General features: G+C 54.9%; 23 protein-coding genes. 13 read left to right on the top strand and 10 right to left on the bottom strand.

The features are described 5' to 3' along the window. Positions 1-49 precede the first annotated feature (49 nt). From AB4Y96_RS14440 to AB4Y96_RS14430, 3 genes are read right to left on the bottom strand one after another with little or no spacing between them, the layout of a single operon-like run. Complete coding sequence (locus AB4Y96_RS14440; RefSeq protein WP_441918191.1) at positions 50-574, bottom strand: CoA-binding protein; 525 nt, start codon at positions 572-574, stop codon at positions 50-52. 4 nt (positions 575-578) lie between these two features. Beyond that, positions 579-1,394, bottom strand: a complete 816-nt coding sequence (locus tag AB4Y96_RS14435) for an enoyl-CoA hydratase (RefSeq protein ID WP_441918190.1) — start codon at positions 1,392-1,394, stop codon at positions 579-581. A gap of 34 nt (positions 1,395-1,428) precedes the next feature. Then, on the bottom strand, positions 1,429-1,965 hold the full coding sequence (locus AB4Y96_RS14430; RefSeq protein ID WP_441918189.1) for a hypothetical protein: 537 nt from the start codon (positions 1,963-1,965) through the stop codon (positions 1,429-1,431). 90 nt (positions 1,966-2,055) lie between these two features. On the opposite strand from AB4Y96_RS14430, the gene AB4Y96_RS14425 reads away from it, so the two are divergent. The 6 genes from AB4Y96_RS14425 to AB4Y96_RS14400 all read left to right on the top strand — a co-directional run bounded on the left by AB4Y96_RS14425 (position 2,056) and on the right by AB4Y96_RS14400 (position 6,646). After that, on the top strand, positions 2,056-2,469 hold the full coding sequence (locus tag AB4Y96_RS14425) for a PaaI family thioesterase (RefSeq protein WP_441918188.1): 414 nt from the start codon (positions 2,056-2,058) through the stop codon (positions 2,467-2,469). A gap of 289 nt (positions 2,470-2,758) precedes the next feature. Then, positions 2,759-3,223 carry a 50S ribosomal protein L13 gene (rplM, locus tag AB4Y96_RS14420; RefSeq protein WP_091883815.1) on the top strand — a complete coding sequence of 155 codons (465 nt, stop codon included), beginning with the start codon at positions 2,759-2,761 and terminating at the stop codon, positions 3,221-3,223. Between the two features lie 2 nt (positions 3,224-3,225). Beyond that, positions 3,226-3,702 carry a 30S ribosomal protein S9 gene (gene rpsI / locus AB4Y96_RS14415; protein ID WP_091883816.1) on the top strand — a complete coding sequence of 159 codons (477 nt, stop codon included), beginning with the start codon at positions 3,226-3,228 and terminating at the stop codon, positions 3,700-3,702. Positions 3,703-3,826: 124 nt separating this feature from the next. Continuing rightward, the gene (gene speB / locus AB4Y96_RS14410) at positions 3,827-4,777 is read left to right on the top strand and encodes an agmatinase (RefSeq protein WP_441918187.1); all 951 of its coding nucleotides are present in this window, start codon (positions 3,827-3,829) and stop codon (positions 4,775-4,777) included. An 86-nt stretch (positions 4,778-4,863) separates the two neighbouring features. Continuing rightward, positions 4,864-5,799 (top strand): N-acetyl-gamma-glutamyl-phosphate reductase, encoded by a 936-nt coding sequence (argC, locus tag AB4Y96_RS14405; RefSeq protein WP_441918186.1) that lies wholly within the window; start codon positions 4,864-4,866, stop codon positions 5,797-5,799. Further along, the gene (locus AB4Y96_RS14400; protein WP_441918185.1) at positions 5,792-6,646 is read left to right on the top strand and encodes an aminoglycoside phosphotransferase family protein; all 855 of its coding nucleotides are present in this window, start codon (positions 5,792-5,794) and stop codon (positions 6,644-6,646) included. The genes argC and AB4Y96_RS14400 overlap by 8 nt, the downstream gene beginning before the upstream one ends. Here the strand turns inward: AB4Y96_RS14400 and arsK are convergent. Then, positions 6,635-7,849, bottom strand: a complete 1,215-nt coding sequence (gene arsK / locus AB4Y96_RS14395) for an arsenite efflux MFS transporter ArsK (RefSeq protein ID WP_441918184.1) — start codon at positions 7,847-7,849, stop codon at positions 6,635-6,637. The genes AB4Y96_RS14400 and arsK overlap by 12 nt on opposite strands. A gap of 91 nt (positions 7,850-7,940) precedes the next feature. Beyond that, positions 7,941-9,044, bottom strand: coding sequence for a COX15/CtaA family protein (locus AB4Y96_RS14390; RefSeq protein WP_441918183.1), 1,104 nt, complete (start codon positions 9,042-9,044; stop codon positions 7,941-7,943). 246 nt (positions 9,045-9,290) lie between these two features. Here AB4Y96_RS14390 and AB4Y96_RS14385 point away from each other — a divergent pair, with 246 nt between their 5' ends. Further along, a complete protein-coding gene (locus AB4Y96_RS14385; RefSeq protein ID WP_091883830.1) occupies positions 9,291-9,506 on the top strand; it encodes a DUF2842 domain-containing protein in 216 nt (71 codons plus the stop codon). Positions 9,507-9,508: 2 nt separating this feature from the next. Here AB4Y96_RS14385 and AB4Y96_RS14380 read toward each other — a convergent pair whose 3' ends face one another. Beyond that, positions 9,509-10,525, bottom strand: coding sequence for a polysaccharide deacetylase family protein (locus tag AB4Y96_RS14380; RefSeq protein WP_441918182.1), 1,017 nt, complete (start codon positions 10,523-10,525; stop codon positions 9,509-9,511). Between the two features lie 170 nt (positions 10,526-10,695). Between AB4Y96_RS14380 and AB4Y96_RS14375 the strand changes: the two genes are divergently transcribed. Beyond that, positions 10,696-11,826 (top strand): GNAT family N-acetyltransferase, encoded by a 1,131-nt coding sequence (locus tag AB4Y96_RS14375; protein WP_441918181.1) that lies wholly within the window; start codon positions 10,696-10,698, stop codon positions 11,824-11,826. Here the strand turns inward: AB4Y96_RS14375 and AB4Y96_RS14370 are convergent. Then, on the bottom strand, positions 11,823-14,000 hold the full coding sequence (locus AB4Y96_RS14370; RefSeq protein WP_441918180.1) for a GumC family protein: 2,178 nt from the start codon (positions 13,998-14,000) through the stop codon (positions 11,823-11,825). The genes AB4Y96_RS14375 and AB4Y96_RS14370 overlap by 4 nt on opposite strands. 227 nt (positions 14,001-14,227) lie before the next feature. On the opposite strand from AB4Y96_RS14370, the gene AB4Y96_RS14365 reads away from it, so the two are divergent. The 5 genes from AB4Y96_RS14365 to AB4Y96_RS14345 all read left to right on the top strand — a co-directional run bounded on the left by AB4Y96_RS14365 (position 14,228) and on the right by AB4Y96_RS14345 (position 19,321). Continuing rightward, a complete protein-coding gene (locus tag AB4Y96_RS14365) occupies positions 14,228-14,755 on the top strand; it encodes a polysaccharide biosynthesis/export family protein (RefSeq protein WP_441918240.1) in 528 nt (175 codons plus the stop codon). A gap of 9 nt (positions 14,756-14,764) precedes the next feature. Beyond that, positions 14,765-15,901: a glycosyltransferase family 4 protein gene (locus tag AB4Y96_RS14360; RefSeq protein WP_441918179.1), complete on the top strand. Its 1,137-nt coding sequence runs from the start codon at positions 14,765-14,767 to the stop codon at positions 15,899-15,901. 87 nt (positions 15,902-15,988) lie between these two features. Continuing rightward, positions 15,989-17,530, top strand: a complete 1,542-nt coding sequence (locus tag AB4Y96_RS14355) for an undecaprenyl-phosphate glucose phosphotransferase (RefSeq protein WP_091883842.1) — start codon at positions 15,989-15,991, stop codon at positions 17,528-17,530. Continuing rightward, positions 17,527-18,777 carry an O-antigen ligase family protein gene (locus tag AB4Y96_RS14350; protein ID WP_441918178.1) on the top strand — a complete coding sequence of 417 codons (1,251 nt, stop codon included), beginning with the start codon at positions 17,527-17,529 and terminating at the stop codon, positions 18,775-18,777. Before AB4Y96_RS14355 ends, AB4Y96_RS14350 begins: the two co-directional genes overlap by 4 nt. Positions 18,778-19,054: 277 nt before the next feature. Beyond that, positions 19,055-19,321 carry a hypothetical protein gene (locus tag AB4Y96_RS14345; protein ID WP_091883845.1) on the top strand — a complete coding sequence of 89 codons (267 nt, stop codon included), beginning with the start codon at positions 19,055-19,057 and terminating at the stop codon, positions 19,319-19,321. Here the strand turns inward: AB4Y96_RS14345 and AB4Y96_RS14340 are convergent. Genes AB4Y96_RS14340 through AB4Y96_RS14330 form a run of 3 tightly spaced genes read right to left on the bottom strand, consistent with a single transcriptional unit; the run spans position 19,299 to position 21,546 of the window. Next, a complete protein-coding gene (locus AB4Y96_RS14340; protein WP_441918177.1) occupies positions 19,299-20,099 on the bottom strand; it encodes an ABC transporter ATP-binding protein in 801 nt (266 codons plus the stop codon). The genes AB4Y96_RS14345 and AB4Y96_RS14340 overlap by 23 nt on opposite strands. Before the next feature lie 12 nt (positions 20,100-20,111). Next, positions 20,112-20,813 carry an ABC transporter permease gene (locus tag AB4Y96_RS14335; protein ID WP_441918176.1) on the bottom strand — a complete coding sequence of 234 codons (702 nt, stop codon included), beginning with the start codon at positions 20,811-20,813 and terminating at the stop codon, positions 20,112-20,114. Between the two features lie 10 nt (positions 20,814-20,823). After that, positions 20,824-21,546 carry an ABC transporter permease gene (locus AB4Y96_RS14330; protein ID WP_112530137.1) on the bottom strand — a complete coding sequence of 241 codons (723 nt, stop codon included), beginning with the start codon at positions 21,544-21,546 and terminating at the stop codon, positions 20,824-20,826. Positions 21,547-21,630: the final 84 nt, after the last annotated feature.

Genomic DNA, 21,630 nt, shown 5'->3' with positions numbered 1-21,630 from the left:
GTCATCAATGATTTGCCAGAGGCTATGGGATTGCGGCTTTAACGCCAAATCATTTTGGCTGTCTTAAACCAAAACTCTGGAACCCCTGCCGCATCTGCGGTTTTTTCGCCGAAAGGATGCGGGAATTCACGCCGCTCCAGCCGATCTCGCCACACAGCCGCGCATATTCAATCTTCGGGCAGCGGTTCATGACCACCTGAATACCCGCAGCCTCGGCTTTGCGCGCCGCTTCATCGTGGCGAACGGTCAGTTGGGTCCAGATGACTTTGGGTAGTGGGTTCAGCGCCAGAACTTCGTCAACAATCGCAGGCACTGCATCGGAAGCACGAAATACATCGATCATGTCAATGGGTTCAGGGATATCGGCAAGACGCGCATAGACCTTTTGCCCAAGGATTTCCTTGCCCGCCTGCCCCGGATTAACGGGAATCACCCGGTAGCCCTTATCGATCAGATATTTCATCACAAAAAAGCTCGGCCGCACCTCATTGGCGGAGGCGCCGACCATGGCGATGGTTTTGACCGATGATAGAATGCCGCTGATATAGTCGTCAGGATAATAATCGTGATCCATGCCGTTATTCGCCCTTCCACTCCGGCTTGCGCTTTTCGATGAAGGCATTGATGCCTTCTTCCGCATCGCGTGCCAGCATGTTTTCCACCATCACCTCAGCCGTATAATCATAGGCATCAGACAGGCCCATTTCCGCCTGCCGGTAAAAGGCTTCCTTGCCAATCTTAACGGTCAAAGTCGATTTCTCTGCAATGGTTTGGGCGTATTTCCTGACAATCGGATTCAGGTACTCCTGCGGCACCACCCGGTTGATCAGGCCAAATTCCCGCGCTGTCGAAGCATCGATCGTCTCTCCGGTCAGCAGCATCTCCATCGCCTGTTTGCGCGAAACATTCCGCGATAGTGCGACCATGGGTGTGGAACAGAACAGACCAATATGGACGCCGGGCGTGCAGAAAGTGGATTTGTCGGAGCAGATGGCAAGATCGCAGGAGGCCACAAGCTGGCAACCGGCAGCTGTTGCAAGGCCATCAACGGCAGCAATCACCGGCCTTGGATGGTGCACGATCGCCTGCATCAGTTCGGCACAGAGCTTCATCGTCTGTTCGAAAAATGCGCGGCCACGGTCAGCGTCCTGCCGGTGTGCCGTCAATTCCTTGAGGTCATGTCCGGCTGAAAACAGCTTTTGCGCCGAATCGATAATGATGACGCGGACTGCCTTGTCATCGCGCGCGATGAGCAGATGATCCAGAAGCAATTGCATCATGGCAATCGAGAGCGCATTGGCAGGTGGATTCTGCAATGTCAGGCGCAGCACGCCCGAGATGAGTTCATACCCGATGATTGGTTCATCCTTCCGGATAACGTGAACTTCTCCCATATTGCTCCTCATTTCTGTGCGCAGACGCCCCCTATCAGAGACTTGTCCATTGTTTATAAAGCGGTTTGATCGAACTTAAATGCTTTTTGACGATAGCCAGATTCTCCGGTGACGGCCGTGCCATCTCCACCGTTTCCAGCCCTGCTTTCAGACCATCGATCATATCGGCCTTCTGCTTGTCCGTGAGATTAGGGGTTGATGGGATGGTAGCAATCGCCTTTTCCACCTCCTCGCGCGGATCAGGATTGGTGAGCCAGTGATAGGTCACCATGATCGTTCGCGTGGTTTCGCCCCAGTCATTGAAATCCTTGAAGCCGTATTCCGCCGCTTTCCTGTCCAGCCGCGCCGCCGCTTCCGGTGAAGTGGCATTTCCGGCCGCTTCCTGCTTCATCTGCGCACCCACGGCGGCAAAGCTGTAAAGGAAGCGCTTTATAATGTCCTGTGTGAGTGTCACCGGTCGCACAGGCAGGCTGAACGGTTCAGTCTGCGGCGCAGTCTGGCCGAAGGACGGTGTCACAGTGCTCGCCGCAAGAACGGCGATGACAAACAGCGTGGTTCGAAGCAATTTCATGGCTGGCTTCCTTGCAAAGAAGACACGGATGGCTAGGAATATCAGTGAATGTGCTGTGAGAACAGATGGAGCGTACCTGTGGGGACTGCAATGAATGTAGAAGCGTTAACAGCTTTTCTCGAGCGTGAATTCCCACAGGTGAATGCAGATGGCGTGGCTTATACGGTGACTGGCGCGGGTCCGGGGTATGCCACCATGCGACTTGACCCGGCGGACAAACATTTGCGTCCAGGAGGGACCGTATCAGGCCCGACGCTGTTTGCCCTTGCCGATATTGCCGCCTATATCGCGATCCTGGCCCAGATCGGCCCGGTAGCGCTGGCTGTGACGACCAATCTCAACATCAACTTTCTGCGCAAGCCAGAACTCGGCCCTATCGATGCCACGGCAAGGCTGCTCAAGCTGGGCAAACGGCTCGCCGTGGTGGATATTTCGCTGACCAATGGTGGAGATAATGAACTCGTGGCCCATGCAACCGCGACCTATTCGATTCCACCGCGTTGATGAGCCTGCTATGGAAAACGAGCCTGTAGGCACCAAAAACGCAGAAAACCCTGCCGAAATTATGTGGTAATATAATACCTTTTTCTTAAACCATTGTTTTAATTATTTAATTTGTCAAAAACAAGAAAAACTTCCGCTTGACGCGATCAGTATAGGCCGGTATTGAACCCCTCGACTGCCGTAGGTTCTTCCTGCGGCATTTAACTGTTGTGTGAATGGCGACCATCCACACAACGCAAGCAACAAGAAAAGCCTTCTTTTATGAAGGATGATCTCAAGGACGAACACAATGGCTACCTTCACTCAGAAGCCAGCAGATGTGACGAAAAAGTGGATCCTGATTGACGCCGAAGGCCTCGTCGTCGGACGTCTCGCTTCCATCGTTGCCAACATCCTGCGCGGCAAGCACAAAGCAACCTTCACCCCTCACGTTGACGATGGCGATAATGTCATCATCATCAATGCTGAAAAGGTTGCACTCACCGGTAAGAAGTTTACCGACAAGGTTTACTACTGGCACACCGGCCACCCAGGTGGCATCAAGGAACGCACTGCCCGTCAGCTGCTCGAAGGCCGTTTTCCGGAACGCGTCGTTGAAAAGGCTATCGAGCGCATGGTTCCCCGTGGCCCGCTCGGCCGTCGCCAGATGAAGAACCTCCGCGTTTACGCAGGTTCCAATCACCCACATGAAGCTCAGGCACCAGAAGTCCTCGACGTTGGCGCGCTGAATTCCAAGAACAAAAGGAGCGCATAAGAATGGCTGAGCTCAACTCGCTCGCAGATCTCGGTACTGCCGCCGCATCGACGCAGGCAGCTGCACCGGTTCATGTCCAGAAGCTTGATGCCAAAGGCCGTGCCTATGCAACCGGCAAGCGTAAGGATGCGGTTGCCCGCGTCTGGATCAAGCCAGGTTCCGGCAAGATCATCGTCAACGATAAGGAATACGGCAAGTATTTTGCCCGTCCGGTTCTCCAGATGATCCTGCAGCAGCCAATCGTTGCTAGCAACCGTGCTGGCCAGTACGACATCATCGCTACCGTTGCCGGTGGTGGTCTGTCCGGTCAGGCCGGTGCCGTTCGTCATGGCATTTCCAAGGCTCTCACCTACTTCGAACCTGCCCTGCGCGGCGTTCTGAAGAAGGGTGGTTTCCTTACACGCGACAGCCGTGTTGTTGAACGTAAGAAGTACGGCAAGGCGAAGGCCCGTCGTTCCTTCCAGTTCTCGAAGCGCTAATACAGCGTTTCAATTGGACAGAACAAAAAGCGGGCCTTCGGGTCCGCTTTTTTGTTGCCAATAAATGCGTTTACGGTAGCTTCGCCGCGATGAAGATGCAGAATTCCCCGGAGTTAGAAATCCAATGCCATCGAAGACCATCGATCACGCCTTCACCGCACGGACATTGACCAGCGCTGCGAGCGATCCGACGCATGCGGGTGCGCTTTCGTTCATGCGCCGGCGCTACACCAAGAATCTCAACGGTGCGGAAGTGGTTGTCTGGGGCATTCCTTTCGATGCGGCTGTTTCCAACCGGCCGGGTGCGCGGTTTGGTCCGCAGGCGATCCGGCGGGCATCGGCAATTTTTGACAATGATCCGCAATATCCGTTCCAGCGCGATCTGTTTGAAGACCTCGCCGTGATTGATTACGGTGATTGCCTGCTTGACTATGGCAATCACCAGAAAACCCCTGCAACGATCGAGCGGGAAGCAGCCAAAATCATTAAATCAGGTGCATTCCTGCTCTCCATGGGTGGCGATCACTTCGTCACTTGGCCAATTCTGAAAGCGCATGCTGCCAGGCATGGTCCGGTTGCGCTTGTGCAATTCGATGCGCATCAGGACACATGGTATGACGACGGCAAGCGCATCGATCACGGCTCATTTGTCGGGCGGGCGGCGCGGGACGGCGTTATCGATCCTGCCCATTCGATTCAGGTGGGTATCCGCACCCATGCGCCAGATGATTGCGGCTTGCAGATCGTTTATGGCTATGAAGTCGAAGAGATGTCTGCCGCCGAGATTGCCAAGGCGATCATCAAGCGCACCGCAGGCAAGCCTGTCTATCTCACCTTTGACATTGATTGCCTTGATCCGGCATTTGCGCCTGGAACCGGCACACCGGTTGCCGGTGGTCCATCCTCGGCTAAAATCCTTTCCGCGCTGCGGCATTTGACCGAACTCAACATTGTCGGCGCCGACGTGGTTGAAGTCGCACCTGCTTATGACCATGCGGATGTGACGGCAATCGCGGGTGCCACAATAGCGATGTACTACCTTGGTATTCTTGCTGAGAAAAAAGCCAAGCGATGAAGCTGATAATTTGATTCAGGGTTCTTATATGTTGAATCCGGTTTTCTCGCTAACTCACTGAATACCAAGCTCTAAGGGCAACTCACATGAAACCGAAAATCTTTATCGACGGCGAACACGGCACCACGGGACTACAAATCCGGACGCGGCTTGCGGGCCGTCATGATCTGGAAGTGTTGTCCATTCCGGAAGCTGAGCGGCGCAACAAGGATCTGCGCGCCGATTTCCTGAAGGGCGCTGATGTGGCTATTCTCTGCCTGCCTGATGATGCGTCGAAGGAAGCTGTGTCTATTCTTGAAGGGCATAACTCCACTCGGATCATCGATACGTCCACGGCGCACCGGATTCACCCCGATTGGGCCTATGGCTTTGCAGAGCTGGATCGCGCGCAGCGGCAGAAGATTGCCGATGCGCGGCTGGTTGCCAATCCCGGCTGCTATCCGACCGGTGCGATTTCGCTGGTTCGTCCCTTGCGCGATGCGGGTATTCTCCCCGGCGACTACCCAATCGCTGTCAATGCGGTTTCCGGCTATACCGGCGGCGGCAAGCAGATGATCGCGCAGATGGAAGACCCTGCTAATCCTGATCATATCAGCGCCAATAACTTCCTTTACGGTCTGCCTCTCAAGCACAAGCATGTGCCTGAATTGCAAACCCATGGTCATCTGGACCGGCGTCCGATTTTCAGCCCCAGTGTTGGCCGCTTTGCGCAAGGTATGATCGTTCAGGTCCCTATATTCACCGGTGATCTCAACGGCAATGCGTCGCTTGAAACCATCCACGCAGCCTTGCAGGCACATTATGACGGCCAGAACATTGTGCAGGTCGTGCCGCTGGCTGAAAGTGCAGCATTGGCAAGGATTGACGCGGAAGAACTGCGCGATACAGACATCATGAAGTTGTTCGTGCTGGGCACATCAGGTCAGGGAGAGGTCAATCTCGTCGCTGTGCTCGACAATCTCGGCAAGGGCGCCTCGGGTGCGGCGGTACAAAATCTGGACCTCATGCTGAACAATGGCTGATCGCATTCCGGAGATTTTTCCTGCGGAATGGCAGGTCTCCTCACCTGAATTAATCGTTGAAACCCATACCAGCCGCATCATCAAGGTGCGGCTGGACAATGGTACGCCCGCTATCGTCAAGGCGCTCAATGCAACCGGCATGCAGGAAGAGCTGCGCGGTGTGCATTATCTCGACTGGCACGATGGTAATGGCGCCATCCGTGTGCTGGCTGAGCAAGGCAACCTGCTGCTACTCGAATATGCGGGCAGCCGCACCCTGCTCAACCATCTCGATGAACATGGCGATGATGCCGCCACGGCTATCGCGGTTGATGTTATGTTGAAGCTTTTGAACAATAGCGGCAACAACAGACCTTTTGCATCGGACCTGCGTCCGCTGCGCGAACAGTTTGCCAGCCTGTTCCTGAAGGCGGATATTGATCAGCACAATGGCACAGACAGTCTTTTTGTCGAAGCGGCCAAGGTGGTTGACCATCTGCTCGATAACCCAGTGGATGTTCAGCCACTGCATGGCGATATCCATCATGAGAACATTCTTCTGGGGGATCGCGGCTGGCTGGTCATCGATCCCAAGGGGCTCCTGGGCGATCCGATGTATGACGCCGCCAATATGTTCTATAATCCATTAGAGCGGCAGGATTTGCGCGCGAGCGAGCAGCGCATTGCCACGATGGCGCTTACCTTCTCCCGCGCGTTCAACCGGGATATCCGCACAATCCTCAATTATGCGATGAGCCACGCCTGTCTGTCGGCGTCGTGGCATACGGAAGATGAGAATTTTGACGAAGCGGAACTAAGCCTTGCCGTAGCAAGGGCCGTACAGCGCGTGCGGGCATCACTGGATTGAGCGCCTGACCAGTCCTGCCAGCGTCAGGAAGGTCACAACCCCAAGAATTCCAACGAAAGCTGCAACTGACAGCGCCAGCGTGGGCCCCAGCTTTTCCATGATGAAAGCAAAAATGAACGGTGCGGATGATGAAACGATCAGCCGTGCCGATGTGATCTTTCCCAGAATCTCGCCATAGCCCTGATGACCAAACAGGGCGAGCGGCAAAGTGCCCTGCACAATGCTGTTGAGACCTGATCCCATCCCAAACAGCATGGCGAACAGCACCGCGCCGACAACAAGCGGCATGGGTTCCGGGGCAATGAGCATCATGAACGACAGGGGAATAAGCGCGGTCGACAAGACTGCAATCGACATGGCAGAAAGCTTGTTGCCAAAAACCATGTTGACCAATCGGGCGGCAAATTGCGACGGGCCAAAAATGGCACCGACAAGCACGGCGGACGTGCCAACGCCAACGGCAGCAAGCACCGGCACGAGATGCACAAGCATGGCTGAAAGCGAAAAGCTTGCCAGCGAAAACCCGGCCATGATGAGCAGCAGCGCCGAACGTCTGCTTTCAAGCGGCAATAGCCCACTGATGGCATAAGTTGGTTCCTGAGAGACTTCCCCATGCAGTTTTGGCGAGCGCCGTGTCATCTGTGACAACCAGAAATGGATAGGAAAACAGATGAAAAACTGTAGGCCCGCATAGAACAGATAAATCTCACGCCACGTAAAAACCGTCAGCAAACGAGTGGCCAGCGGCCAGAACAAGGTGGAGGAAAACCCCGCGATCAACGTCAAATAGGTAATGCGGCGTGAGGCCATCTGCGGATCGATCTGCACGAGAACCGCGAAGGCAGTGTTGTAAAGAATGAACGGCGTTGCCATGCCGGTTGTGACAAGCGCCGGAGCAAACCAGAGCCAATTCTGCGATAGGACGCATAAAAGCAGTGACAAAGTGGCGGCGAGCGAGCCGAATGTCATCACCCGCCCTGCCCCGAACCTGTCAGCCCAGCGGCCTGACCATGGGGAGACAATGCCGCCAATCAGAAGCGTTCCGGAAAATGCCGCATAGAGCCATTCGCGCGATTGGCCGAATTCCTGAGCCATGGCGGGTTCGAGGATGCTGAAGCTGTAATAGAGTGTGCCGTAGCTGACGATCTGCGTGACTGCCAGACCTGTCACAGCGGCCGTGGAGCGTCTCGCACTTAGGATCATGATTCTGGCTTTCGAAGCGGCGGGAAAGCTTCGCAGACCATAGCCAGCGAAGCTCTCAAATCACTACACCGAGTCTGCCTGCAAATACAGATTACACGCCGTAACCAGCACCAATTTTCGCTTCCGAAGGATACGCGCCCTTGGTGGCGCGCCAGTGAGCCACGGCAAAGCCGAGAATCACAATGGCAAATCCCTGATGCAAAAGGCCAAGGCTCATCGGCACCTGCATCAATAGCGTGGTAATGCCGATGGCGGCCTGCAGCAGCACCAGAACAACCATGAATATGGCGCGCCGCGCGTGGGTGGTGCCGGGCAAATGGCGCACCGTAGCAAATGCCTGCCAGAGCGCCGCAAGCAGCACAAAATAGGCAAAGCAGCGATGGACAAACTGCACCAGCTTCGGATTTTCAAAGAAATTGTGCCAGATCGGTTGGATCGGGAACATATCGCCGGGAACAACTGCCCCATCCATCAACGGCCATGTATTGTAGGAAAGCCCGGCATCAAGACCCGCAACCAGCGCCCCGAGATAGATCTGGATAAAGACAAACAGCACCAACCATCCGGCAAGGCGTTGCGTGGACCGGTCGGCGGGTCGTTCGGAATAGACAGCCAGACCGCGCGCCACATACATTACAGCGGCAAAGATGATGCAGGCGAGCGTCAGATGGGTTGCCAGACGATACTGACTGACATCCACGCGGCCGCTCAAGCCTGAGGCCACCATCCACCAGCCGACAGCACCCTGCAGGCCGCCAAGCGCCAGAATAACGATCATCCGGGGTTGCAACAGCCGCTCAAGTCGGCCCGTGAGCCAGAAGAAGGCAAGTGGAACAGCCACAAGAAAGCCAACACCCCGCGCCAGAAAACGGTGTGACCATTCCCACCAGAAAATACGCTGGAATTCACCCAGACTCATACCCTTGTTGAGTTGTTCATACTGAGGAATGAGCTTGTATTTGTCGAACTCCTCAAGCCACTGCTCATGGCTCAGTGGTGGAATAATGCCATGGATTGGCTTCCATTCAGTAATTGAAAGGCCCGAGCCCGTCATGCGTGTCGCGCCACCAACCAACACAATCGTCGCAAGCACTATCAGCACGAGATAAAGCCAGATGCGGATCATTCTGCGGTTGCGGGCTTCGCGATCCCGGGCGGAGGACACAGCGCCTTCGGACATGGTGTGGGCAGCCATTCAAAATACTCCTGTCATCAGGCCGTAAACTCATCAATCGGATCGAACTGGTATGAGGCTTTTGACCATATCGATGAGTTTACGGCCTGAGCCGATAGGTGCAGCATAAGCATGGGGATGACAAGCGGGAGTTACGCGACAAGCCGTCGCGTTTTTAACCCCTGGTGGGCTTTTTTGCTTTGCGCGTGCGGTTTAACCCGGTAGACCAGTCCCCAAAAGAATAATGATCTCGATTGGAGTGGATGAATGCCTGTACGGCTCAAGAAACTTATCGGAACCGTCCTGCTGGTCACTCTGGTTTGCGTCTACGCCATCGTCGCAACGATTTTTGCTGTGGCGCTGCTTGCCAATGCCAGCCCATGGATTCACCTGATTTATTTTCTTGGAACCGGCCTGCTCTGGGTTATTCCGGCCATGTTCATCATCAGCTGGATGGAAAAACCGCCGAAGAAGAAAGCCTGAATTCAGGCCTGTATGACGCGTCGTCCCGCATTGGCGATCGGCGTCGTGACCCCGCTCATCATCGTCTGGGCATAGACCAGTTTCTGAAAACGGCCATTGATGGAGATTCGCGGCAAAGCATGCAGATTGTTGCTGTGTTCGACGTGAATGGTGCCGTGCCGGGTCGTCACTGCTGACTGAAAGCCCTCAGCTGCGGCAATTTCCGCCTCGCGCTTGCCTGCCGCCTTGGCTGAACCATAGGGAAAGGCAAAATGCTGCGGCCGCGCCCCAAGCTTGTCTTCGATCATATCGGCTGACAGGCGCATTTCCTGCTCCACCATTCCCGAGGTCAGCTTTTTCAGGTTGTAGTGGTGAACCGTGTGGCCGCCAATCGTACATAGTGGATCGCTGTTCATCTGGCGCAGCTCGCTCCAACTCATGACATCGCGATCCTGCGCCACACCGCACACCATCCCTTCGGCTTCACACAGTTCACGCAGAACCGGCATCTGCTCGATTTCGGTCAGCGTGTATGAGAAATACCGCATAAGCGCATGAAATGCTGATCTTTTCTGGAAGAGCGTATTACAGCGCCATTCCGGACCACCCGGAATCCTGACAAAGTCCGCCTTGGCCACGAGACTTTCCACCACTTCCCACCACAGAACGGTAGCGCCCTCGATAAATCCCGGCGCTACATAAACGGTGAAAGGTACTGAATACTTCTGGAAGACCGGATAGGCATGGTAAAAATTATCATTATAGCCATCATCAAGCGTCACGGCGACAAAGCGCCGATCGGGCCGCCTTCCCGCTTTCACGCGCTCGACCACCTCATCCATCGAAATGAATTCGGTGCCTTCTGCTTTCAATGAGACAATGATCCGTTCGAGAAAGGCCGGTGTGATGGACAGGGAACGGGTGACACCCAATGGGCTGATACAATCGGGGCGCACCCGATGCAGCATGATGACAGACCCTAATCCGCCAAAATGGTCGCGCGCAGTCGATGCAAAACCCGTATGCCAGGCCAGTCGCATCACAGCCTTCCGTATCAAGTCGGCCGCGTGGACCATTCCTTCACCAATTCGCGCTAATTAAGGCATTATGAGACGAGGTTCTGAGCAGCCTTTCTTGCAGACTAAATGTTTATATAAGGTTGATCAATGTGGTGGCATTTGATGCAACGCCACTTTCACTGGAAACAGCAATGACTCGTCCACGACTCGATGCAAAAATCATTGCTGATCCCGGTGGAACAGCGGAGTTGTGGCAATCACTTCCCGAAACCTGTGTGTTCGGGCCGGCTCAAACGTCTGACTGGTTTTCCCTATGGCGATCCAATGTCAATCGCGACTGCCTTGTTGCCTGCCTATATGCGGGAGAAACAGCCGTTTTCATTCTGCCGCTGGAGATCAATCAGATGGGACCGTGCCGGGTTGCCGCCTATCCCGGCGGCCCGCATGCCAATTGTAACTTTCCGGGCATTTCTCCTGCGCATCAGATCACCAGTGATGATCTGAAACGCCTGTTCGATGCCTTGCATCGGGTGCGGGCAGATATCGACCTCATATCGCTGGAACGGCAACTTCCAACATTGGATGGTTATGAAAACCCACTTCTGCAGCTCCCAAGCCGGGAGAATGCCAATATCAGTCTCGCCATCACGCTTGACCGGAATTTTCAGACGGTTCTCGAGCGCCATAACGCCAAGCGAAAATGGAAAAAATACCGCAATACCGTTCGCAAGTTTGAGGAAGCAGGCGGATACCGTGTTGTTACCGCTACAACCTCAGGCGAAACCGATGCCATGCTTGAGAACTACCTTACAAACAAGGCGGTAAAATTCGCGAAATCCGGCATCAGGAATACTTTTGAACCGCAGACAATCCAAAGTTTCTTCAAAGAGCTTTTTGCGCAGCATGCCGGGAAGACAAATCCCCTCTTCCAGCTCAAGTCGCTTGAGGTTGCCGGGCAATATCGTGCCGTGCTTGGCAAATCCTGCGCGAAAAGCCAGACTTTCATCGATTTTATCGGCATTACTGAAGACGAGTTGAACAATGCCAGTCCCGGCGAATTCCTGTTCTTTGAAGATATCAGGGACAGTTGCCAAACCAGCCTGTCTGTTTACAGTTTTGGCGTTGGTGACGAGCCGTACAAACGCAGCTGGTGCGATCTTGAGACAGCTGTCTATGACACGCAAATCAGCCTGACAGGCAAAGGCAAAGCCTATGCTGGATATCTCGCCACACGCGGCAAACTCGTGCGCGGCATCAAGAAGAATGAGCGTCTCTGGACGGCAGTGAAGAAAATACGGTCTCGATTGTTGGGGCGCAATTAGAGCGTTGCGCGGATAATCGCACCGTCATCAAGCTCCAATGCACCATCCTTGAATGGGGTCAGAAGCTCCGGCTTGATAAAGCCGCCGTCGAAAATCGCCATGGATATCGCCTTAACGTCTGCATCATCAGGGTTGATCAGGCTCATAACGAGTTCGGAGCCATCGTCCACAATGTGTTTCAGTTCGTCCGCCGTGGCTGGTCCGCTATCCACCACCACCAGATCATAGGCTGATTGCAAGGCATTGAGGATCATCGGCAGCCGCCCGATAGACTGCATGGCTTTTGCAGGATCATGGGTGCCAAGCGGAATAATTTCCGCCTGCGAGTAGTGATCGGCATGAATGACTTCGCTGAACGGCTGTTCGCTGGCCAGAAGATCGGTCATGCCAGCGTGATCCTGACCGTCGAGCATGGAACGGCCCATCTGGCCCGATCCGGTCATATCAAGCAGCACAACCCTGACGCCGCGATCAGCAAGTTCCCGCACCAGCAGAATTGTCAGGGCAGATGCTTCGTCGCCCTCGGGCGAAACGATCACGGCCCTAGCCGCACCGCTTGCCATCAACCGGTCAGCAACAGCCGAAATACCGGAATGATCAGTGGTATGCTCTTTGCTCTCAGCGGGCGGCGTGAATACGGGTGCCGCCACAGCTGGTGCTAGCGGTTCATCCTTGTGAGGTGTGGTGATGGTTTCTGCAACCGGAGCCAACACAACTGGCTTGGATGCCACGACCTTCGCTTCGACGGGAGCAGCTTTCGCGCGAACCGCATGTGCCGGACGCAATGCCCGTCCGCTGAAAAGCGCACTGAGCAGTGTTCCAATGCTTAAGATCAGTAGAGACGCGACAAAAGCAGCCGCGGTCATCGGCAGCACTTTCGGGAAATAGGGCTCTATCGGCTTGTCGGCACGCGAGAAAATTCGCACATCCGCCGGCAGATAACCGCGATCGGTACGCGATGACGCCTCGCGGTAGCGGGTAAGATAGGATTCAAGCAGTTGCCGCTGCGCTGTTGCTTCGCGCTCCAATGCCCGCAGTTCGACTTCTTCTTCTCCGGCCTTGGAGGATTGTGCCTTCAGGCCGTTCAGGGAGCGGTTCAGTTCTGTCTCGCGCAGGCGCGCGGTCTCCGCTTCACTCTCAAGACCTGTCAGTACCTTGCGGGCTTCGAGCCTGATCTGCTGGTTAAGATCAGCCAGTTGCGAACGCAAAGCCTTGATGCGCGGATGACCGCTTAACAAGGAGGCAGAGAGATCGGCGATATCATTATTGAGCTGAACCTGGCGTTCACGCAGCCGCTGGATCAGCGGCGACGCCATGACACTTGGCAGTGTCTCCACCGGCGCGCCCTTGGCAAGCGCAGTGCGGACGCTGGCCGCATTGGCCTCGCTTGCCGCCTTGTTGGCACGCACGCGCGACAGTTCCGAAGACAGTTCGGACAGTTGTTGTGTCGCCAGAACAGCATTGTTCTGGCCAATCAACAGGTCGGACGAGCTGCGATAGGCAGCAACCTTGGCTTCGGCGTCCTTCACCCGCTTGCTCAAATCGGCAATCTCAGGCTCAAGCCACCCGGTGGCATCCGCGTTGGATTGTGACTTCGACGCCTGCTGCGTTGAAACATATTCATCGGCAATAGCGTTGGGCACGGTGGCAGAAAGCGCCGGGTCCTTCGATGAAAACTGAATAACGATCACGCGAGAATTCTGCACGCTATAGACAAGCAGACGATCCCGCACTGCCTGCAGGATATAGTCATCCCGCGCCGTCGCATCAGGATCGGCGGCAAGACCGATCCCAGCGAGCAGACGCTTGATCGCCGAAGGTTCAGCGCCAGCAGCCAGTTCCGCATTGTTTGCAAGATCAAGTTTTGCGATGACCCGCTTCAACAGGTCCGATGAGCCGATGAGTTCCACCTGGCTCTTGATTCCCTCCTGATCGAGAACTGGCCGGTCATCGCCCTGATCACCAGTAGGGCGCGTAAAGACAGATTCGCGTGTCTCGATGAGAATGCGCGTTTCGGCGCGGTATTTCGGCGAAATGAACGAAAGGATAAGGAATGCCAGCAATGTCAGGAGGATTGCGCCCAGCAGAACCCGCACCCTGTTTTGCCATAAACTGGCAAAGAGAGCGCCGATATCAATATCTACGTCACTATCGACAGAGCCAGCCCGAGGCATTCCCCACTCCACTTTGAATGCCGCAATGGTAAAGACCTATGGTAACCAGCGGGTTAAAATATTCAGAACTATCAAGAACACGGCATAACTAAAGTATCAGCGCAATTTACCAGCCATTAACCCTAATGAACTGATAATCCCGCACAGAGTCGAGCGAATTCGTCGCCATTGTTGCAAGGGTATTTACGGTGTTCAGCAAGCAAATCTTTCTGGTAGCGATCAGCGTTATGTCCATGGCACTTGGCGGCTGTGCGAGTTATCGCCCTGCCCCTGCGGCATTCCACGAAGCCATCAACAAGCCCTATCTGCTCGATGCGGGCGACCGGATACGCCTGACCGTCTTTGAACAGGAAGGCATTACCAACACCTATAGCGTCGATCAGGCCGGCTATATCTCCGTGCCGCTGATCGGCAGTGTTCCTGCCCGCGGCAAGACCATTCAGCAGATCGAGGCAGCCGTTGCAGCCAAGCTGCGTAAGGGCTATCTGCGCGATCCGGATGTTGCGGTGGAAATTGACCGCTACCGCCCGATCTTCGTAATGGGTGAAGTCGGTGCAGCCGGTCAGTATTCCTACGTTCCCGGAATGACCGCCCAGAAGGCCATTGCTGCTGCCGGTGGTTTCAGTGCCCGCGCCAATCAGGCGGATGTGGATATTACGCGCCAGCTCAATGGCGAAATCCTGACGGGCCGCGTGACAATTTCCGATCCAGTCCTGCCGGGAGATACGGTCTATGTACGTGAGCGCTTCTTCTGATCTTCCTGCATGATCGACAAACGGTCCCTTCGAATTGTTCACTGCTTTCGCGCACCTGTCGGAGGAATATTCCGTCATGTGCGCGATTTGATTGGTGCCCAGATAGAAGCGGGGCATCAGGTGGGCGTCGTTTGCGATGCATCCACCGGCGGCGATTTCGAAGAAGCCCTGCTCTCAGATATGCAGGACAAGCTCGTATTGGGGCTTAAGCGCGTTGCCATGCAACGGCAGATTGGCCCGGGCGATGCTATCGCCGCCGTCCGCACGTATAGGACAATTAAAGCAATGCAACCCGATATCCTGCATGGTCACGGCGCCAAGGGCGGTACCTATGCCAGGATATTTGGCTCGCTACTACGGCTGTCGGGAAACCGCGTTGCCCGTTTTTATTCGCCGCATGGGGGCAGTCTGCATTATGAACCGTCCACAATGGCGGGGCGCGGGATTTTCTTCATTGAGAAGATTATGGAGAGGATGACCGACCGGATCATCTTTGTTTCGGCCTTTGAACGCAGTGTTTACACCAGCAAGATTGGTGCGCCGCGCTGTAAATCGGCACTGATCTATAATGGCCTCACGGATAAGGATTTTGAACCGGTTCAGGCCAATAAGGATGCAGCGGACTTCCTGTTCATCGGCGAACTGCGCACCCTGAAAGGCCCGGATATCTTCATTGACGCCCTAACCAAAGCGAGCATCGCAAGTGGGCGCGCGTTATCCGGCGTGATCGTGGGCGACGGTGCGGAACGTGCGAGCCTTGAAAAGCAAGCCCTAGCAGCTGGAATCGGTGCGCATATCCGCTTCTTCAAACCCATGCAGGCACGGGAAGCATTCCGCCTCGCCAAAGTCGTGGTGATTCCATCCCGAGCAGAGGCCCTCCCCTATATCGTTCTGGAAGCGCTGGCTGCCAGCAGGCCCGTTATCACCAGCCGTATCGGCGGCATCCCCGAAATATTGGGCAATGATTCCCCTGCTCTGGTACGTCCCGATCCGCAAGAGCTCGCCGAGAAAATGCTTGTTGTACTCAGCGACCTGACTGCGTTTCGCGCCGCACTCCCTGATAGCAACGTACTGCGGCAAAGGTTCAGCGTGCACACCATGGCAACTCAGCTTGAGAGTGAGTATTTCGCTGCCTTGAATCCCTGAACCACCGCTGCAGCGCGCATTTTCATGCAAGTATTTTTAATCATATCCGTGCTATTACGGCACGATAAAAAACGTTCAGGGTGCAGCATGAAAGACAGAAAAGGGGAAACCAGATTCTCGCGGGATGCCGTGCGCGATCTCGCGTCCAGTGCCGGTTCTGCGCCAAAAGAAAAAGTGGTACTCAGCCCTGTCGCTTATCAGATTGCGTCGCAATATGCCCGCAACAGCAATTCGCCTGTCATGATCAGCGGAATCATGCGGATTGTCGAATTCCTGATCATCGTCCTAAGCGGGATCACCGTCTTTCTGATGTATGTTGGCCCCGCTCCGGGTGTTGTCTTCAGCTATACATTTGCGATTCTCGCAACCGCTATCGTCGGTGTGCTGGTGCTGGAACTCACGGATAGTTACCAGCTGGCGGTGATGCGCAATCCATTCACCCGGTTCGGCCGTCTGCTGATGGCTTGGTCCGGCACATTTGCCCTGATGGCACTGGCGGCATTTTTCCTTAAAATTTCGGAAGCCTATTCACGCATCTGGCTTGGTGCCTGGTTTGTATCCGGACTGGTCCTTTTCGTTGTGTTTCGCGTGATCATGTCCCGGCTTATTCGCCGCTGGGCACGCAATGGCAAGATGGAGCGCCGCGCTGTCATCGTTGGCGGCGGCAAGCCTGCCGAAGACCTGATCCGTTCCATTGAAAAGCAGCCCTATAATGATATCCGTATCTGCGGCGTGTTTGATGACCGTGACGCCAAGCGCTCGCCACCCGTCGTTGCCGGTTATCCGAAACTTGGCAATATTTCCGAACTTATCGAGTTTGCACGTATCGCCCATATTGACATGCTCATCGTCTCCCTGCCGATCACGGCGGAAGAGCGCGTTCTGGCGCTTTTGAAGAAGCTGTGGGTCCTGCCTGTCGATATCAGGCTTTCGGCGCACAATAATCACCTGCAATTCCGGCCGCGCGCCTATTCCTATATCGGCTCGATTGCCATGATCGACCTGTTCGACAAGCCGATCAACGATTGGGATTCGGTGGCCAAACGGGCCTTCGATATCTTTTTCAGCCTTTTTGGAATCATCGTTTTCAGCCCTTTCATGCTGGCAACGGCCATAGCGATCCGGCTGGAAAGCAAGGGCTCGGTCATTTTCAAGCAGCAGCGGCATGGCTTCAACAATGAGATCATCGAAGTATGGAAATTCCGCTCCATGTATACGGAAATGTGCGACCCGACGGCGCGCAATGCGGTGGTGAAGAATGATCCGCGCGTCACGCGTGTCGGGCGCATTATCCGCAAGACATCCCTTGACGAACTGCCGCAGTTCTTCAATTCGCTGATGGGAACACTGTCGCTCGTCGGCCCCCGGCCCCATGCCATCTCCGCCCACACCCATGACCTTTTATACAATGAGGTTGTGGACGGCTATTTTGCCCGTCACCGGGTCAAGCCGGGCGTGACAGGCTGGGCGCAGATCAATGGCTGGCGCGGCGAGATCGATACGGAAGACAAGATCAAAATGCGGACGGAATTCGATCTCTACTACATCGAAAACTGGTCCTTGTGGTTCGATCTGAAGATCCTGTTTCTGACACCGGTCCGTCTGCTCAACACGGACAACGCCTATTGAGCACCACCGTTAACCCCGTTGATTTTGCCAGCGTCGACAGAGCCGCCAGAAACCGCTTTCTGATCAAGCTTGTCTCGATGCTGGCGGTCGGATTCGGCGTCTTTCTCAGTGGCTTCGTCATCAACGAGCCCGCGCCCTATGAACTCTATATGGCCGTGCTGATCGTGGTCTGGGCTCTGTTCAGCCTGCGCTTTTCCCGCAGTGTCGTTGTTCTGCTCGCCCTGTTGGTCATCTTCAATCTCGGCGGTTGGCTATCCGTGGCGCAGATGCCGGACCTCAAGACAGCACCCATGTATATGGCCGTTTCGCTGTTTCTTGCCTTCACATCGGTTTTCTTCGCCGCGATCATTGAAGGCAATCACCGCATCCTGCCAGCAATATTCAACGGCTATCTCATTGCCGCAGTCTGTACCGCCATGCTCGGTATTTTAGGCTATTTCGATGCCTTTCCCGGCGCTGATGTGTTTACCCGTTATGGCCGCGCCATGGGTGCGTTCAAGGACCCGAATGTGTTTGGGCCATTCCTCATTCTGCCAATTGCCTGGCTGGTGCACGGCATCTTGGTTGGCAATTTGCGAACCCTGCCACTGCGCCTCATCCCTACGCTTATTCTCACGCTCGGTGTTTTCCTCTCCTTTTCCCGCGCTGCCTGGGGCATGGCGGTTCTGGTGATTGCCGGCCTTGCCCTTGCGCTTTTCATTCGAAGCCCGAGCCGTCTTTTCCGCCTCCGGATTGTCTTCCTCGCCGGTCTGGCGGTGGTTGTGCTTCTCATCGCCATCCTCATTGCCCTGCAAATCCCCAGCGTCTCGGAGCTGTTCTTTGCGCGGGCACAACTGGTACAAGACTATGACGATGCGCAGTTCGGACGTTTTGCCCGCCATTGGTACGGCCTGCTGATGTCCGTTGATCATCCCTTTGGCATTGGACCTCTGGAATTCGGTCCCATCTACGGCGAAGATACCCATAATATCTGGCTAAAAGCAGCGCTCGACTATGGATGGGTCGGCTTCATCAGTTATCTGACACTGACCATGCTCACACTGGGTCTGGGGCTGCGTATTCTCTTCCGGGACCGCCCGTGGCAACCCTTCCTGCTCTGCGCGTACCTCACCTATGTCTCGCATGTGGTTGTCGGCAATGTCATTGATACGGATCACTGGCGCCATTTCTATATTCTGGTTGGAATCATCTGGGGCTGCGCTGCGCTTGAAGCGCGTCATTCCTCATTGTCCCCGACTAACAAGTAATTCTGAAAGTAATGGTATAGATATTACCGCAATATGCTCTACTTGAGTGCATTTCGTTATTAATATTCCATTCGATACATTCATCCTCAACAAATGAAAATCATGAAACAACCAAAAATTATTTTGGAATATATACACAATACAAACCCAATACTCACATTGAAAAGAAGCCATTCTGCATGTAAGATCATGCGATTATTTTGAATTTCTCATATGAGAAGGATTTCTATTCTATAAGTAGAGTCAATGCACTTAGAAGAATGGGTGGAAAAGGTCGTTGACGTTTTTAGATACTGATAATCCGAATTACTCGAAAGCCGACGGCCAACTCATGCAGCAGGCACTGGAGGAAGCTGCACGGAAGCTGAGCATCGAGGACGACAATGACCCGGAACGCAAAGTTCTGGCGCGGTTTATCCGTGCCGCGTTCCTCATCGGCAACCGGGACGCCGAAGCGATGGCTGGATTTGCGGTGGATGCAGTGCTTGTGCGGCGCAGAGCCGCTGCAAGCGTAAGCCGCCCTAGCCTCGGAAATTACCGATAAACTGGCGAAATGCGGGTGAGGATTCACCGCTGAACATCTCTGCGGGTGCCCCGGTGCAGTCGATCTGCCCTTCCCGCATGAAAACGACGCGGTTCGAGACGTCTCGGGCAAAATTCATTTCGTGGGTGACGACGAGCATGGTCATGCCCTCCTCGGCCAAAGCACGCATGACGCGTAGCACTTCACCCACAAGCTCTGGATCAAGCGCGGAGGTGGGCTCGTCAAACAACATAACCTTTGGTCTCATCGCCAGCGCGCGCGCTATGGCGGCGCGTTGTTGCTGGCCACCGGAGAGATGGGCCGGATAGGCATGCCGCTTTTCTGCAATGCCTACTTTTTCCAGAAGCGCTTCTGCTTCAGCAATACACTCGGCTCTGGGGCGTTTCAGCACATGGACAGGCCCTTCGATGACATTCTGCAGGATCGTCATATGCGACCACAGATTGAAGGACTGAAACACCATCCCCAGTTCCGCGCGGATATGATCCACCTGCTTCGAACTCGCAGGCATGTTCTTGCCGTGCTTCTTGACCATGTTGATATGTTCGCCATCAACCCAGATTTCGCCTTCATCAGCAATTTCAAGCAGATTGATGCAGCGAAGGAAGGTGGATTTGCCCGAACCACTCGATCCGAGAATGGAGATGACATCGCCGTCGTGGGCTTCCAGAGAAATACCGCGCAGGACTTCCAGTGAACCAAATTTCTTGCGGATGTTACGCACCGAGAGCCGATTGACGGTTGCTGTGCTCGGGTCGCTGGAGTGTTCATGCACCATTGCTGATATTCCTTACGGCAAACGCGAAACGGCAGCACGCCGATGGTGTGAAAGCCTATATTCCAGCAGCGCCATGGCCTGCAGGATCAGAAAATTAAGAACGAGATAGATAACTGCCGCGCATAGAAACACTTCCATGGTGCGATAGGTCTGCGAGATCAGCCGCTGCGCCACGCCGGTCACTTCCCAGACTGTCACAAGGCTGGCGAGCGCTGTTGATTTCACCATCATAACGATTTCCGTCGAATAGGCTGGTAGCGCATGGCGGAATGCGATGGGTCCAATGATGCGGCGCACCAGCAGAAAACCCGACATGCCGATGGAGCGCGCCGCTTCGATTTCGCGGGCTGGTACCGCACGCAGACCGCCACGAAAAATCTCGGCGGAATAACCGGCGGTACACAGGGCAAGAGAAAGGACTGCGCAAACAAAGGGTTCACGCAGGAACGGCCAGAGAAAACTATAGCGAATGAAGCCGAACTGTCCGAGGCCATAAAAGACCAGAAACATCTGGATCAGCAGCGGCGAGCCGCGAAACACAAAGATGTAACCCTTGGCGAAATTACTGAGGATCGGGTTTTTGGCGACACGCATCCACACGATCAACAATGCCAGCAAACCGCCGAATGTAACGGAAAGAAAAAACAGGCCAAGCGTCATCGGCACGGCTGCCAGCAGGGTTTTCATGGTCTGGAAAATGAAGGCAAAATCCATAACCGCTCCCTCAAGCCTGACCGAAGGAAGATGGCATGGAGCGATTGGCGCGCCGTTCCGCCCGCGTAAACAGCCGATCCGAAAGGCTGGTCAAAATCAGGTAGAGGCAGCCACCCGCGATAAAGAACAGGAAATATTGCCGTGTGGACCCCGCAGCAACCTGGCTGGTGCGCATCAGGTCCGCCAGCCCGGTGACGGATACCAGCGCCGAATCTTTCAGGCTGAGCTGCCATACATTGCCGATGCCCGGAATAGCGAAACGAAGCACCTGCGGGGCGATAATCCGCCGGAAGCGCAAGCCGCGATGCATGCCAATGGCCTCCGCCGCTTCCAGTTCACCTTTGGGGATGGCGAGAAATGCGCCGCGATAGACTTCCGCCTGATAGGCCCCAGAGATAATGCCGACCGCCAGCGCACCCGCGGCAAAGGATGGCAGGCCGAGAAAGCCTTCATAACCGAGATAGCGCCCGATGGCTGTAACAGCACCGGAGCCGCCGAAATAAACGAGATAGATGATCAGAAGTTCTGGAACGCCGCGAAACACGGTTGTATAGGCGTTGCCAAGTGTGCGCAGAACCCCGCCGCCGGAAAGTTTGGCCCATGCCACCAATGTGCCGACCACCGCGCCGATAAGCAGAGCGACAATGGTCACGCACAGGGTCATCAGGGCGCCGGCGATCAGCAGACCGCCCCAGCCCTTCTGTCCAAATCCGAGCACTTCGATTAGCCACATCAGCTGTGTTCCCGCTCCGACCGGTTGATCCGGTTTCAAGAGTATAGGCGGGCATTGCCGGACAGTGTAAATGCTTCACATTGT

Origin of the sequence: Phyllobacterium sp. TAF24 (assembly GCF_052113785.1) — a bacterium.
Taxonomy (GTDB): domain Bacteria; phylum Pseudomonadota; class Alphaproteobacteria; order Rhizobiales; family Rhizobiaceae; genus Phyllobacterium.
This window is presented reverse-complemented; position numbering and strand designations above follow the sequence as displayed.

Coding starts and splice junctions, on each gene's coding strand:
- AB4Y96_RS14440 (WP_441918191.1), bottom strand. CDS start 574: ATGGATCACGATTATTATCCTGACGACTATATCAGCGGCATTCTATCA.
- AB4Y96_RS14435 (WP_441918190.1), bottom strand. CDS start 1,394: ATGGGAGAAGTTCACGTTATCCGGAAGGATGAACCAATCATCGGGTAT.
- AB4Y96_RS14430 (WP_441918189.1), bottom strand. CDS start 1,965: ATGAAATTGCTTCGAACCACGCTGTTTGTCATCGCCGTTCTTGCGGCG.
- AB4Y96_RS14425 (WP_441918188.1), top strand. CDS start 2,056: ATGAATGTAGAAGCGTTAACAGCTTTTCTCGAGCGTGAATTCCCACAG.
- rplM (WP_091883815.1), top strand. CDS start 2,759: ATGGCTACCTTCACTCAGAAGCCAGCAGATGTGACGAAAAAGTGGATC.
- rpsI (WP_091883816.1), top strand. CDS start 3,226: ATGGCTGAGCTCAACTCGCTCGCAGATCTCGGTACTGCCGCCGCATCG.
- speB (WP_441918187.1), top strand. CDS start 3,827: ATGCCATCGAAGACCATCGATCACGCCTTCACCGCACGGACATTGACC.
- argC (WP_441918186.1), top strand. CDS start 4,864: ATGAAACCGAAAATCTTTATCGACGGCGAACACGGCACCACGGGACTA.
- AB4Y96_RS14400 (WP_441918185.1), top strand. CDS start 5,792: ATGGCTGATCGCATTCCGGAGATTTTTCCTGCGGAATGGCAGGTCTCC.
- arsK (WP_441918184.1), bottom strand. CDS start 7,849: ATGATCCTAAGTGCGAGACGCTCCACGGCCGCTGTGACAGGTCTGGCA.
- AB4Y96_RS14390 (WP_441918183.1), bottom strand. CDS start 9,044: ATGGCTGCCCACACCATGTCCGAAGGCGCTGTGTCCTCCGCCCGGGAT.
- AB4Y96_RS14385 (WP_091883830.1), top strand. CDS start 9,291: ATGCCTGTACGGCTCAAGAAACTTATCGGAACCGTCCTGCTGGTCACT.
- AB4Y96_RS14380 (WP_441918182.1), bottom strand. CDS start 10,525: ATGCGACTGGCCTGGCATACGGGTTTTGCATCGACTGCGCGCGACCAT.
- AB4Y96_RS14375 (WP_441918181.1), top strand. CDS start 10,696: ATGACTCGTCCACGACTCGATGCAAAAATCATTGCTGATCCCGGTGGA.
- AB4Y96_RS14370 (WP_441918180.1), bottom strand. CDS start 14,000: ATGCCTCGGGCTGGCTCTGTCGATAGTGACGTAGATATTGATATCGGC.
- AB4Y96_RS14365 (WP_441918240.1), top strand. CDS start 14,228: ATGTCCATGGCACTTGGCGGCTGTGCGAGTTATCGCCCTGCCCCTGCG.
- AB4Y96_RS14360 (WP_441918179.1), top strand. CDS start 14,765: ATGATCGACAAACGGTCCCTTCGAATTGTTCACTGCTTTCGCGCACCT.
- AB4Y96_RS14355 (WP_091883842.1), top strand. CDS start 15,989: ATGAAAGACAGAAAAGGGGAAACCAGATTCTCGCGGGATGCCGTGCGC.
- AB4Y96_RS14340 (WP_441918177.1), bottom strand. CDS start 20,099: ATGGTGCATGAACACTCCAGCGACCCGAGCACAGCAACCGTCAATCGG.
- AB4Y96_RS14335 (WP_441918176.1), bottom strand. CDS start 20,813: ATGGATTTTGCCTTCATTTTCCAGACCATGAAAACCCTGCTGGCAGCC.
- AB4Y96_RS14330 (WP_112530137.1), bottom strand. CDS start 21,546: ATGTGGCTAATCGAAGTGCTCGGATTTGGACAGAAGGGCTGGGGCGGT.